This is a genomic window from Sedimenticola sp., from assembly GCF_050289425.1.
Classification (GTDB): domain Bacteria; phylum Pseudomonadota; class Gammaproteobacteria; order Chromatiales; family Chromatiaceae; genus Sedimenticola.
The window spans coordinates 32,944-45,751 of the sequence record NZ_JBNKFS010000001.1; the positions used below are offsets into that span (position 1 = coordinate 32,944).

Genomic DNA, 12,808 nt, shown 5'->3' on the forward strand with positions numbered 1-12,808 from the left:
CATCACCTCGCACCCAGTAGAAGATGTTGTATCAGGGCCAACCCCTCATCCAGTAACTCGGAAAAGTTACCCATGACATCAGGAAGGGTGATCCAGATAAGAATGAAGCCCATCAAAATCGACACCGGAAAACCGACGGCAAAAATATTCAGTTGCGGGGCAGCCCGCCCAATGACGCCCATCCCCAGGTTGATCAATAACAACGCCGCTACAACGGGCAACGCCATCAACAGGCCGGCGCTAAACATCCGACTTGCCCAGCCAATAATTTCCGACAAGCCATTCTGGCTGATTCCGCCCATGGCGACCGGAAAGGTTTGAAAACTCTGCGCCAGCAAATCGATCAGCACCAAGTGGCCATTCAGCACCAGAAACAGCAGGGTGGACATAATGAGGTAGAACTGGGAGATGACCGGTACCTGTACGCCATTTTGCGGATCCACCATCGACGCGAAACCCAGCCCCATACTGTAGGCGATGACCTGCCCACCGAAGATCAGCGCAGCAAATACCATCTGAAGAATAAATCCCATGACCACGCCAATCAGGATCTGCTGCAGCAGGAGAATCAAGGCTTGATGACTGAAGGCTTCCACCACCGGCGACGGTGGAATAACCGGCACCAACACCCAGGTCAAAGTCAACACCAAACCGATTCGATACAGAACAGGGGTCTGGCGGGAACTGAAAATAGGCGCTGATACCATTAACGCCCCGATGCGGACAAACGGCCAAAAGAAAGCGGCCAACCAGGTCTGTAACTGTGCATCGGTAAATAGCATCAGACCGTCCCATCACTAACCGATAAAATCGGGCACGCTTTCATAGAGCTTAATAGTAAAATTCATGATCACCTGCAGCATCCAGGGCCCGGCCATCATCAACACCACTACCACTATAATCAACTTGGGAATAAAGCTGAGCGTCATCTCATTGATCTGCGTGGCAGCCTGGAACATCGCCACCAACAGGCCAACAGCCAAAGCCGGTATCAGCAGTACGGAGCCTAGGGCAACCGTTACTTCCATGGCCCGCTGACCAATATCCAGTACGCTATCCGGTGTCATCGATCGCTCCGCTAAACCTGAAAACTGGAAGCCAGGGTGCCGAACAACAAGGCCCAACCATCAATCAGTACAAACAACATAATCTTGAAGGGAAGTGAAATAATCAGCGGTGACAGCATCATCATACCCATCGACATCAGTACGCTGGCCACCACCAGATCAATAACCAAAAAGGGAATAAAGATCAAAAAACCAATCTGAAAACCGGTTTTCAACTCAGAGGTGGCAAAAGCCGGTAGCAATACGGAGAACGGTACCGCATCCGGTGATTCAAACTCGGCAAAATTACCGATTCTCGCGAACAGTTCCAGGTCGCTCTCGCGCGTTTGCCCCAACATAAAACCGCGCATGGGTACCGCTGCACGATCAAGCGCCTGGGTTGCCGTGATCTCTTCATCCATATAGGGACGAACACCCTGGTCATAGACCTGCTGAAACACCGGCATCATGATAAACAGCGTTAAAAACAGTGCCAGGCCAATCATGATCTGATTGGATGGCGTACTTTGCGTACCCAGCGCCTGGCGCAGTATCGCCAGTACAATCACAATACGTGCGAATGAGGTCATCATCAGCAACGCACCTGGCAACAGAGTCAATGCGGTCATCAGGAACAGTACCTGAATACTCAGGCTGTAGGTCTGCCCCCCTTCCGCATTGGGTGTAGCGGTCAACGCTTCCACACCCGGCGCAGCGGTTGCCGCGACAGGCACAAGCACGATCAGCAATAATATAAACAGACGTATCACTTCTCTTGCTCCGTGATCTCTGACTCCAACTGTGCGGAAAACAGATCCGTTTGTTTGCCCCCGGATGACTCTTTTTCCAGCACATGCAGCGTCTGCACCCTGCCCGGGGCTACACCAACCAGCAATCGGGTATCACCGACGCGGAGCAGTACCGCGCGCTCACGAGGCCCGAGTGAGACACCGCTTAGCACCGCAATCTCCCCCTTTGATGCAAGAGGTAATCGACCAAAACGACGCAATAACCAACCCAGTGCAAAAATCAGCACCAGGATCAACAGCAATCCGCCTGCCGTTTCGAGCAGTACACCGCCCGCCAAGGGTGAAGGCGCGAGCGTGGATGAGACCGAATTCCCTGCCTCTGCCCAGGTGATTAACGGCATTAACGCCGCAGGCATAACGGAGAGAATCACCGGGAGTTTCATTTACCCAGTCTCCTCACCCGGTCGGCAGGACTGATGATATCGGTCAGGCGAATACCGAACTTCTCATTGACCACAACCACTTCACCTTTCGCGATCAGCGTACCGTTTACCAGCACGTCCATGGGTTCGCCGGCAAGACGGTCCAACTCCACCACCGAACCCTGATTCAATTGCAAAAGATTACGTATCGAAATCTGCGTACGACCGATCTCCATAGAGATGGTGACCGGTACGTCCAGAATGGCATCCAGCTTCACCTCCCCGCCTTGTCCCGAATCCGAGGTCAGCTCTTGAAACTGGGCAGTATCGGCCGCCATCCCACCAGACGCCGGAATCACCTCATCCTGTTCTTCCAGGGCAGCCGCCCACTCATCGGCCAGCGCTTCGTTTGGGTCTTTCTCTATATCGTTCATGATCGTGTCCTAGCTAAAAACCATTGATCAGGATTCATTTAACAGATCCTGCAGTCCAATATGCTTCGGTGGGTCTATCCATTTATCTATCTTGATCGCGTAGTGCCCATCCGAGACCCCCACCCTGCCGGAGAAAATGGGCACATCCGCCGCCGATACCTCGACGGTTTGCGGAATGACTACCGGGATCACATCGCCTTTTTTCAATTCAGAGAGCTCCTTCATGGACAAGTTTGCTTCACAAAATATGGTTGAGAGTTCAACCGACACACCCATAATTTCATCCTTCAGGGCGATCACCCAACGCTCATCCTTATCACCGCGATCAGACTGTACTCCCGCATCGAGAAGATCCCGGATCGGTTCGATCATTGAGTAGGGCATGCAAATATGCATATCCCCGCCACCTGCCTCCAGATCAATGTGGAACGAGGTGACAACCACCACTTCGGATGGACTCACAATATTGGCAAACTGGGGATTTACTTCAGAGCCAACACATTCGAATTTCAGGGACAGAACCGGCTTCCAGGCTTCATGAAGATCTGCAAAAGCCAGATTAAGCAGCATCTGCACCACCCGTAACTCAGTCGGTGTAAAATCCCGTCCCTCAATCTTGGTGTGAAAACGCCCGCTACCGCCAAAAAAGTTATCCACCACGCTGAACACCAGCTTTGGATCCAGCACGCAGAGTCCCTTTCCTTTCAGCGGCGCCACCTTCACCAGATTCAAACTGGTCGGGACAAATAGGCTATGCACAAACTCGGAAAACTTAAGCATCTGCACACCCGACACTGAAATGTCAGCCGAACGACGCAACATATTGAACAGACTGGTACGGAAATAGCGCGCAAATCGCTCATTCACCATTTCCAGCGTCGGTAAGCGACCGCGAACGATCCGGTCCTGACTGGCGAAATCGTACGACCGCGCCTCGCCTTCCAGCAGATCATCCGCCTCGGTACTGATATCGCCATCATCTACGCCGTGTAATAGCGCATCGATTTCGTCTTGTGAAAGTAAGTCGCTGGCAGCCATGATTTTATTGCATCACAAAGGAGGTAAAGAATACGGCCTCGATGTCACCCGGGCCCTTCTGATCCTTCAAAATCTGATTAACGGTCTTGAGAACTTCCGATTGAAGCTTCTCTTTTCCCTTCCGGTCACGTAACGCCGCATCCTTTTGATTACCAAACAGAGACAGCAGGTTATGTCTGACCATGGGATCATTGTGTTTGACGAACTCAATCACCGCGGGATCACGCGCCATGATCTGGACACCAATCTGCAACATCTTTGCCTTACCACCCTGGGGAAGGTTAACCACGAAAACCGGATTCAACGGGTGATAGATTACCGGCAGTTGCTCCACCACCACTTCCGCTTCTTGATCGGTGGCGGCCTCTTCATCACCGCCAAACAGATACCAACCGAGACCCAAGCTAATGAGAAGCAGCAGGGCCGCCGCTGCGATTATGATGATCAGTTTCTTCTTGGACCCAGCCGCATTCTCTGCACCGAGATCGAGATCTTCATCTTCCTGTTGTTTTGCCACGCATCATTCCTCTCGTATGATTAAACCAACCTATGCAATAGACATACCACCTAAAACGCCTACATATTTACTTTATTTTTCAATATATTATGGATATAACTTCAAAAATGCCAATTAATTGACAGGCCGCAAACCTGATAACAGGCAAAAAAATGGCAGGTTTGGCGAGTAGCCAAACGACCATTCAGCCGCTTGACCGCTTCTGGTACAATCCCGCTCCATGGACACGTTGCTCAATGCCGCAGAAATCGAATCCAGCGCCAGAAATTCAGAAGTCCCGCCAAGGAAGCCGCAACATATGTGAGGGAACAGGCGCGCAGTATACGACCGGCCTCCGGCAACTGCTCTTTATCCAGATAGCCCGCAGCCAACAGTGGCATAGCACGGGTGAAACTGGCATCCCACTCAACCGGTAGCGTCACCAACTGTACCAGTAAGCCAATACCCAACGTGACAGCGGCCGCCAGGAACAAAACGACACCTGCTACGGGGGCTTTTGTAATCAGTGTCAAAACAGGCACCGCAAACAACAGAAAGGAACCCAGTCGTTCGGTCACTTGCGCCACCTTTACCAATCGCATGCGCCATTGAAAGGGTCCGTATCCCTGTGCGTGCTGTATGGCGTGCCCCACTTCGTGAGCGGCGGTAACCACGGCCGTCAGCGACCGCCCATCGATATTCTGCGGCGTCAATCTGACACAACGAGACAGCGGATCGTAGTGGTCTCCCTGGCCCGCGGGCGTAGTTTCAACCTGTACCTGCCCAAGCGTAAGCCTATCCAGCAGGTGACGCGCAAACTCACCGCCTGTACCCGGAAAACGTTTATCTTCCGTGCTGTTGCGGGCCAAGACATGCCTGACCCACCATTGCGGTCCCAGGATGAGCACAACCAGCAGTATCAGCAGGATGACAAAGTACATCTTTCACTCTTCCAGCAGACGGGCCTGACGCTTTCCTTCCCCCTCATCAACACGCTTCAGCAAGAGAGCCCCGGCAACAAACAAGACAGCCACCGAAAGGATTGAAAGCCTGGGACTGCCCGTCGCCATACTGACCCCGCCCATCATGAGTGGTCCGAACACAGCGGCAAACTTACCTAACATATTATAGAAGCCAAAGAATTCGGCCGGTTTATCTCTGGGTATGAGGCGAACATAAAATGAACGGCTCAACGCCTGGATCCCGCCCTGAACCAGACCGATCGCCACCGCCAGCATATAAAACTCCCATACCTGGTCCATCTGGTATGCCCAAAGGATAATCACCAGATAGACGCCAATAGCGGCAAAGATACCCTGGCGGGGACCGAAGCGCCCCCCAAAATGGCCAAACAGTATAGCCGCAGGAAACCCGACAAACTGGGTGATGAGCAGCGCTACGATCAAGCCATTGGCATCAAACCCCAGGGCCAGACCATAATCCACCGCCATCCTGACAATGGTATCGACACCATCTATATAGAGCCAGTAGGCAACCAAGAACAGCCCTGCCTGACGCAATAATTTCAATCGAGACAGGGTATGACGCAATTGCTCCACGCCGGCCCTCGCACTCGACTTCCAATCCATAGCGGGGGCCGTCGCCGGCTCCGACACAAACAACATGACCGGGATGGAAAAGAGCGCCCACCATACCGCCACCATCAAAAACGAGACCTTCACGGCCGTTGCCACATCAGACAAGCCAAACTGCTCCGGGTCCAGTGTCATCCATACGTTGACCGCAAACAGGATACCGCCCCCCAGATAGCCCAACGCAAAACCGAGGGATGAAACGACATCCAGTTCGGTCTCCTCCGCCACCTCGGGTAACAGGGCGTCATAAAATACGTTACCACTGGAAAAACCGATGACTGCCAGGGCGTAGAGAACCAACGCCATCAACCAACCCCCGGCCGCCACCAGGAACAGCGAGCCGGTCATCACTACGCCCATCATGGCGAAGTAGAGCAGGAAGCGTTTACGGGCATTGCCCCGATCGGCCATGGCGCCCAAGAGGGGCGCCAATACCACGACCAACAGGCTGGCGATGGCATTAAAACCGCCCAGCAGAAAAGTACTTTCGCCGGCGTCCAGACCGACCGCCCAGTACTGCTTGAAGAAAAGCGGGAAAAAGCCTGCCATCACCGTCGTGGCGAAGGCGGAATTGGCCCAGTCGTAAAGACTCCAAGAGATGACCTGCCTGTTTTTCCAGACCGATAATTTTTTTTGCGTCACATTGACCCCATGAATCGACTCTATCAGTCCAGACCCTGTTCGCACGCCCTGTGCAGAAGTTTAGCGGCCGCCTCAAACGTCTGCCCCAGACTTTCAAATGCCTCCGACAAGGACTGAAGATCTCCGCCCCGCGCCGCTTTTTCCATCTGTGCCGCCAGGGCGGACAGCTTTAACGCCCCCACATTGGCGCTTGTCGACTTGAGTGAGTGGGCAGGCAGAACCACCTGTGCCGGCTGACCATCCAGAATGCCTGCCTCTATTTCCCGTATCAGGCTGGGCGCCGCGTCGAGAAAACTCCCTATCAGACCCACAAAATCTTCTTCCATGATCTCATACAACTCGGCGAGAATCGTTGCATCGATATCATGGGTCGTTTGTTCAATGTTCGAGGGAGCCTGCCGATGCGATGCCGTGTCTTCCCCTTTCAGGACGCCACCTGTCGACACTTCATGGGACATCTGGTCACGCCGCGGTAACCATTGACTGAGCATCAGTCGCAAAGTCGCGGGCATAATCGGTTTAGACAGATAATCATCCATGCCAGCGTCCAGGCACTTCTCTCGGTCACCCTCCATGGCGTTGGCAGTCATGGCAATAACCGGCAGCCGCATCAGGCCCTTGGTGACCTCTCTCAGACGGATAGCCTTGGTCGCTTCATAGCCGTCCATATGCGGCATCTGGCAATCCATCAGTACCAGATCATAGTGGTGGCGGTTGATGGCGCGTAGTGCAGCCAAGCCATCCTGAGCCTCATCGCAATCCAGACCTAAACGCAACAGCATCTTTTTTGCCACCTTGAGATTGACCAGATTGTCCTCAACCAGCAAAATATGCCCCATCAACTGCACCGCGTCAGCTGCTGAGGATGAGTCCTCGTCACGTCCCTTAATCGGCACTGACTCCGCCCAAGACTGTTCCTGAATATCGGCATAGAGAAATTGGTTGGCCAAGCGCTCCTCACCCCGTTGCCGGCTCTGCCCCGCCTCATCCTGCACATCCATCAGGCGACATAGTATGCGATGCAGGTCGCGCGGCTTGACCGGCCGATCCAGGATGGCATCAATCCCCAGTCGATTGACCGATCGGGATAGCGGGCCGATTACCAGCAGCTTCACGCCTCCCAGCAACGGCTCACCGTTTATCCCCTGCAGCAGCCCCGCCATCCGACCGCCCAGGGACTTGCCATCCACTATCAGCAACTCATAGGCCCAACTCTCACCCAGGCTTGCGGTCGATACCAACTTTGAAAGCGCATCCATTGCGCCATCCGCGTATTGGTAAAGCATGCCCCACTCATCAAGATAGCGCCCCACCTGTTCCAACTGCTTATCCCGCTCGCCCACGTAAAGTGTCCGCAATCCGCTTAGCGACTGCCGTTCAGCCGGCATATCACCCAGAGATTTGCGTAGCGGTACTACAAACCAGAACACGGAGCCTTTTCCCTCTTGAGAGCGGACTCCGATCTTGCCGCCCATCAGCTCCACTAAACGCCTTGAGATCACCAACCCCAAACCGGTTCCGCCATGCTTGCGGGTAGTCGAGGCATCGGCTTGGTTAAAGGAACGAAACAGACGTGCCTGAACCTCGTCGCTAATCCCGTCCCCCGTATCCTTAATGGCGAACATGACATCGATATTTTTCCGACTGCGTGTACGGCTTACCACCTCGACCCTGACACCCCCTTTTGAGGTGAACTTGATGGCATTGCTCACCAGATTGGTCAACACTTGACGCAACCTAATCGGGTCTCCCCGAACCACAGCCGGCAGATCAGCGGCAATACTGTAATCCAGTTCCAATCCACGTCTTTCGGCACTCTTAGCCATCATGGCCACCACAGACTCCACCAGATCATTGAGGTTCAACTCAATCGATTCCAGATCGAGCTTGCCCGCTTCTATTTTTGAAAAATCAAGAATGTCATTGATAATGCTGAGCAAATGGTAGGAGGCGTTGAGTGCTGTTGTAACGAATTGTCGCTGCTCTCGATCCAGTTTTGACTCACGTAACATTTCCAGCAACGGCACGATACCGTTCAGCGGTGTGCGGATCTCATGGCTCATGGTTGCCAGAAATTCGCTTTTAACCATATTGGCGGTCTCAGCCGCCTCCTTGGCCAAATAAAGTTCCTGTTCCACGTCACGGCGACGTTCATCCTCATTGGTAAGCCTGTTGTGCAACCCAACCATTTTGTGGCGGGCCAGATCGAGTTTACCCGACACATTTTGCTTGCCGGCCCTTAACCGGGCGATAATCCCGAACAGAACCGAAAAGGCCGCTGCAATCAGCCCCAGGCCCACCACGACCGCCAACAATACGGTGATCAAATTCTCCGGAGGCCAAGTCCCGCTGTCATAGAACACCCACAACAGGGCAATCAAAAAACTGGCGGAGAATGACAGCACCATCAAATCAAGCGCCGATAGCAACAGTATGAATAAGAGTGCATTGGCAGCCGCACTCAGCAGCATGACCAGGCCAGTATCGATTTGTGAGTAATGCAGTAACAGGTAGGCGGTAATAGCCCCCCAGCAGATCCCTGCAGATAGGGCGGTAGCCAACGGATAATAGACCCAGGCTTTAACCCGGGTCAGTTCCGGTTTGCGCTGATACCAGAGATAACAGATCGCCAGTTGCACGACACCCACCAACATGGCACCGATCAACAACATACGAATTGGCAAATGATTGTCGCCGTTTAACCAGTAAATCAACCCGGATAACAGGGCTGTGGCGATACCGGCAAAACCGAGCCCGCTGTAGAACAGCTTTGCCCGCTCCATGGTGGTCAAAAGCGCCCGTGTTATCTTGTTCTCTGGCATGCTGTTTCCAGGGTGGCAATTTCAAACATCAGCACTACAATAAAGGCTCCGAACTTCACCTATCTTACACGGCCAGGATAGCTTTTGGGCATACAAAAATAGGTATTGACGGCAGTGGTTTACAAATTCCACCCGTAGGATAATGCTATACCGTGCCGGCATTTATCATCCTACGCCAAGATCCGTTCACTGACACCGTCTATCAAGGAACAGAGCCCATGCCTGAACAACTACAAATAGAGCGTGAACTCAAAGCGGCATTTATTCATCATCTTCCTGAACGGATCATCACCGTTAATCATGACTGGAGCCGCCTCTGCCAAGGAGAGTGGGATAAAACCCGGTTACAGGAACTCTGTCAGAAGATTCAGAGCCTCACCGGCACCAGCGGAGGATTTGGACTGATCAACTTGAGTGAAAGCTGCTTTTCTCTGGAAGTTTATCTAGGAAAATTTATCGACAGTCACAGCCAGCCGACAACTGACCAGCGTAAAACCGTCGATACCTTGATGATGGCCCTCAAACATGAGGCGGAACTGGTATGCAGCAAGTCGGGCGTCGAGCGCTCGGTAAATCGTCTAATTTATCTTCTTCTCAGTCAGGATCAACTAGCACCGGGTCTGAGCGGCATGCTCGCCGAGCAGGGCTGCACTGTGCTGGATTTCAACGAACTGGATGATGTGGAAAGCGAAATCCAAAGACGGCTACCTGATGTGCTGCTCATCGACGACAGTTTTCTCACCAAGATTGCCACGCTGAACCGTGAATTAGCTATCCAGCAAGAGCGCCAGCAACGCCATGTCGGCGTCATCTGCATCAGCCGTACGCGGGACCTGGAACAGCGGTTGCTTGCGCTACGCAGCGGCGTCGACGCCTATTTTCTGGTGCCGATAAATATTCAAGACTTAACCGACAGGGTGATGGAGCTCGCCTCTCCGAAAACCGACCGCTACCGCATACTGATTGTGGAAGATGACGCATCGCAAGCCGATTTCGCCGCTACGATCCTCAGGAAAAGCGGTATGAAAACCCAGGTCATCACAGACCCGATGAAAGTTATCGATGCACTCGACGAATTTCGTCCTGACCTGATCTTGATGGATCTGTATATGCCCGCTGCCAATGGTATCGAATTGACAACCATTATAAGGGAGCACCCCGATTTCATCACCACACCGGTTGTTTTTCTCTCCGGTGAACAGGATACGGACAAACAACTTCAAGCCCTGAGTGTGGGTGGCGACGATTTTCTAAGCAAGCCGATTCGACCTCGGCACCTCATTAACACCATCACGAATCGAGTACAGCGCGCACGCATACTTGAGAAACGACACGTCCATCCGAGCAGCAGGGACCTGCTAACCGGTCTCTATAACCGGCGCTACTTCTACGAACAACTTGATCGGATAACAACGGGAACACTGGATCACACCACCCGTGCCGGCATACTCTATATCTCACTCAGCCAAACTGATCCGGCGCTTGCCGACTCGCAGAATGAAGGCTATCTCGCCAACATGGGGAACCTGATCAGCGGTCTTTTGGAAGAGCAGGACATCCCTGCCCGCATTGATGATCGCAGCATCGCCATCCTGGTCATGCGCCCGCATCAAAAGCCTATCATCGCGTTGGCCGAGAGACTTGCCGATAAGCTTCAGGAGTTGAGAGAGGGGCACATACTCACCCCCTATATCGGTATCGCCACCTTCGGCACAGAACCGATCAGTGCATCAGATTTGCTGGCCAACGCATCTGCCGCCTCCGGCGATATTCTGGGCAGCAGTCAACATGTCAAACTGTATAGTGACACGCTAAACCCAACAGAACCGCCAACCGCGGATCAACTACCGTTATTATTCAGGCAAGCATTAAACAAACGCCGTTTCCAGCTCTTTTTCAGAACCCTGGTGCAACCGCATCGTTCGCATGCCCTGGCCTATGATCTGAAACCCCGCTTGCGGTTCCCGGGCGGCAAACAGCTGGGCAGTTCAGAACTCCTCTCCCTGGCCGATGAAGAGGGGCTCGGCACCCAGTTCAGTCAATGGTTGATAGAACGCGCCTTGATCACACTGGCAGAGAAAAGAAGCGAAGGAAAAAACAGCTTGATCTTTATCGTGCAATCTTCGGAGTCCATTTTTCAAGGCACAATGATAGGCTGGATTAGGGATCAACTTCGTGCCCGACAAATGGTGGGTGCCGGGCTGGTGTTTGAATACCGCATTGCCGAATTGAGTGTCGATCTGAAAACGGCCAAACAACATATTAGCCAATTACAAGAGATGGACATAAAGGTGGCCCTCTCTCGCTTTGGTGCAAATAGCGCGGCCATCAAAGTACTCCATTACCTAAAAGCGGACTTTGTCCGACTAGCGGGACCTATCCTTAAGGCAGGCCCGAATGAGGTACCTGGAATAGTCGAACAAATCCGTGAGAATCACGCCAAACTGATACTCCCGGGCGTTGCCGACCCTGGAATTATTTCTCCGGCATGGACTGAATCAGCAGATCTCATGCCCATGTTATCCGCCGCCCCCATGCCATAACGCACCGGAAGAAAAGATGTCCATAAACAGCCAGAGCAGAGCCCGTCTCCTTGAACATATGCCCTTCCTAAACCGGGCCGACGATCGGTTACGTCAAAGCCTTTTCGATAAGGCCAGTATCGCTACCTTGGAAAAAGGACAACACGTTTGCCATGAAGGTTCGGATTGCACCCATCTGGCAATAATGCTTAGCGGCACCGTTAGGGTCTATAAACTCGGTGAGAACGGTAAAGAGATCACCCTCTACCGAGTCGCTCTGGGTGAGAGTTGTATCCTCACTGCCTCCTGTATACTCAGCCACGTCCCTTTCCCCGCCTTCGCCATTTGTGATACCGACGTGGAAGCGGCGCTGATACCGGCGAGTGACGTCCGTCGTTGGTTATCGGAATCAACCGTCTGGCAAGATTATATCTTTGGCCTGGTAGCCACCCGATTGTCCAACATTATCCAGGTGGTTGAGGATGTGGTCTTCAGGCGTATGGATAAACGCATCGCCGACCATCTCTATAACAGGATGAGTCACTCGGGAAAAACGCTGTTGGTTACCCATCAGGAGATCGCGTCGGAACTCGGTACTTCACGTGAAGTGGTCAGCCGGATCCTGAAAGAGTTTGAGCAGGATGCCATAATTAAAGTATCACGCGGCACCATTGATCTGCTTATTCCGGAAAAGCTGGATCAGAAACGCCGCGAAACCTAACGCACATCGGTTACCCTGGCTCACTGTGTGACTTAGTCACAGACATTCTAATTTCCAGCGCTTATCCTGCCATCAGATAGAGGAGATACACTCCGGCTAGTCATTGAGAGAACGGGAGATCGTTATGAAAAAGAACGTAGGTAGCATTGATCGAGGTTTGAGAGCATTGGTGGGACTCGGGCTGATAGCCTGGGGTCTGGCAGAACAGAATTGGTGGGGTGCGATCGGAATCATCCCGCTGTTTACCGCTGCGATCGGCTGGTGTCCAGCTTACCTGCCTTTTGGCTTAAGCAGCTGTAAAACGGACAAATAATCTGTCAG

At 52.9% G+C, this 12,808-nt stretch carries 13 protein-coding genes; 3 read left to right on the top strand and 10 right to left on the bottom strand.

The window, feature by feature from the left end; genetic code table 11:
• Nucleotides 1-2: 2 nt before the first annotated feature.
• The 10 genes from fliR to ACQY5R_RS00230 all read right to left on the bottom strand — a co-directional run bounded on the left by fliR (nt 3) and on the right by ACQY5R_RS00230 (nt 9,244).
• Nucleotides 3-782 carry a flagellar biosynthetic protein FliR gene (gene fliR / locus ACQY5R_RS00185; RefSeq protein WP_428603150.1) on the bottom strand — a complete coding sequence of 260 codons (780 nt, stop codon included), beginning with the start codon at nt 780-782 and terminating at the stop codon, nt 3-5.
• A gap of 15 nt (nt 783-797) precedes the next feature.
• A complete protein-coding gene (gene fliQ / locus ACQY5R_RS00190) occupies nt 798-1,067 on the bottom strand; it encodes a flagellar biosynthesis protein FliQ (RefSeq protein ID WP_428603152.1) in 270 nt (89 codons plus the stop codon).
• A gap of 11 nt (nt 1,068-1,078) precedes the next feature.
• The gene (fliP, locus tag ACQY5R_RS00195; protein ID WP_428603572.1) at nt 1,079-1,813 is read right to left on the bottom strand and encodes a flagellar type III secretion system pore protein FliP; all 735 of its coding nucleotides are present in this window, start codon (nt 1,811-1,813) and stop codon (nt 1,079-1,081) included.
• The gene (gene fliO / locus ACQY5R_RS00200) at nt 1,813-2,238 is read right to left on the bottom strand and encodes a flagellar biosynthetic protein FliO (RefSeq protein WP_428603154.1); all 426 of its coding nucleotides are present in this window, start codon (nt 2,236-2,238) and stop codon (nt 1,813-1,815) included. Before fliO ends, fliP begins: the two co-directional genes overlap by 1 nt.
• Entirely contained in the window at nt 2,235-2,651 is a 417-nt protein-coding gene (fliN, locus tag ACQY5R_RS00205; RefSeq protein ID WP_428603157.1) for a flagellar motor switch protein FliN, read from the bottom strand. The genes fliO and fliN overlap by 4 nt, the downstream gene beginning before the upstream one ends.
• 27 nt (nt 2,652-2,678) lie before the next feature.
• Entirely contained in the window at nt 2,679-3,689 is a 1,011-nt protein-coding gene (gene fliM, locus ACQY5R_RS00210; RefSeq protein ID WP_428603159.1) for a flagellar motor switch protein FliM, read from the bottom strand.
• A 4-nt stretch (nt 3,690-3,693) separates the two neighbouring features.
• Nucleotides 3,694-4,206: a flagellar basal body-associated FliL family protein gene (locus tag ACQY5R_RS00215; protein WP_428603161.1), complete on the bottom strand. Its 513-nt coding sequence runs from the start codon at nt 4,204-4,206 to the stop codon at nt 3,694-3,696.
• Nucleotides 4,207-4,439: 233 nt separating this feature from the next.
• Nucleotides 4,440-5,126: a zinc metallopeptidase gene (locus tag ACQY5R_RS00220; protein WP_428603163.1), complete on the bottom strand. Its 687-nt coding sequence runs from the start codon at nt 5,124-5,126 to the stop codon at nt 4,440-4,442.
• A gap of 3 nt (nt 5,127-5,129) precedes the next feature.
• Nucleotides 5,130-6,422, bottom strand: coding sequence for an MFS transporter (locus tag ACQY5R_RS00225; protein ID WP_428603165.1), 1,293 nt, complete (start codon nt 6,420-6,422; stop codon nt 5,130-5,132).
• Between the two features lie 23 nt (nt 6,423-6,445).
• On the bottom strand, nt 6,446-9,244 hold the full coding sequence (locus tag ACQY5R_RS00230; RefSeq protein WP_428603167.1) for an ATP-binding protein: 2,799 nt from the start codon (nt 9,242-9,244) through the stop codon (nt 6,446-6,448).
• Between the two features lie 218 nt (nt 9,245-9,462).
• Between ACQY5R_RS00230 and ACQY5R_RS00235 the strand changes: the two genes are divergently transcribed.
• The 3 genes from ACQY5R_RS00235 to ACQY5R_RS00245 all read left to right on the top strand — a co-directional run bounded on the left by ACQY5R_RS00235 (nt 9,463) and on the right by ACQY5R_RS00245 (nt 12,800).
• On the top strand, nt 9,463-11,787 hold the full coding sequence (locus tag ACQY5R_RS00235; protein WP_428603169.1) for a response regulator: 2,325 nt from the start codon (nt 9,463-9,465) through the stop codon (nt 11,785-11,787).
• Between the two features lie 16 nt (nt 11,788-11,803).
• The gene (locus ACQY5R_RS00240; protein WP_428603171.1) at nt 11,804-12,487 is read left to right on the top strand and encodes a Crp/Fnr family transcriptional regulator; all 684 of its coding nucleotides are present in this window, start codon (nt 11,804-11,806) and stop codon (nt 12,485-12,487) included.
• Nucleotides 12,488-12,611: 124 nt separating this feature from the next.
• Nucleotides 12,612-12,800, top strand: coding sequence for a YgaP family membrane protein (locus tag ACQY5R_RS00245; protein WP_428603173.1), 189 nt, complete (start codon nt 12,612-12,614; stop codon nt 12,798-12,800).
• The last annotated feature ends 8 nt before the right edge of the window (nt 12,801-12,808 follow it).

Excerpts from the sequence above, each read along its gene's own strand:
- fliR (WP_428603150.1), bottom strand. The coding sequence starts at position 782 with ATGCTATTTACCGATGCACAGTTACAGACCTGGTTGGCCGCTTTCTTT.
- ACQY5R_RS00240 (WP_428603171.1), top strand. The coding sequence starts at position 11,804 with ATGTCCATAAACAGCCAGAGCAGAGCCCGTCTCCTTGAACATATGCCC.
- ACQY5R_RS00230 (WP_428603167.1), bottom strand. The coding sequence starts at position 9,244 with ATGCCAGAGAACAAGATAACACGGGCGCTTTTGACCACCATGGAGCGG.
- fliO (WP_428603154.1), bottom strand. The coding sequence starts at position 2,238 with ATGAAACTCCCGGTGATTCTCTCCGTTATGCCTGCGGCGTTAATGCCG.
- fliN (WP_428603157.1), bottom strand. The coding sequence starts at position 2,651 with ATGAACGATATAGAGAAAGACCCAAACGAAGCGCTGGCCGATGAGTGG.
- ACQY5R_RS00245 (WP_428603173.1), top strand. The coding sequence starts at position 12,612 with ATGAAAAAGAACGTAGGTAGCATTGATCGAGGTTTGAGAGCATTGGTG.
- fliM (WP_428603159.1), bottom strand. The coding sequence starts at position 3,689 with ATGGCTGCCAGCGACTTACTTTCACAAGACGAAATCGATGCGCTATTA.
- ACQY5R_RS00235 (WP_428603169.1), top strand. The coding sequence starts at position 9,463 with ATGCCTGAACAACTACAAATAGAGCGTGAACTCAAAGCGGCATTTATT.
- ACQY5R_RS00220 (WP_428603163.1), bottom strand. The coding sequence starts at position 5,126 with ATGTACTTTGTCATCCTGCTGATACTGCTGGTTGTGCTCATCCTGGGA.
- fliQ (WP_428603152.1), bottom strand. The coding sequence starts at position 1,067 with ATGACACCGGATAGCGTACTGGATATTGGTCAGCGGGCCATGGAAGTA.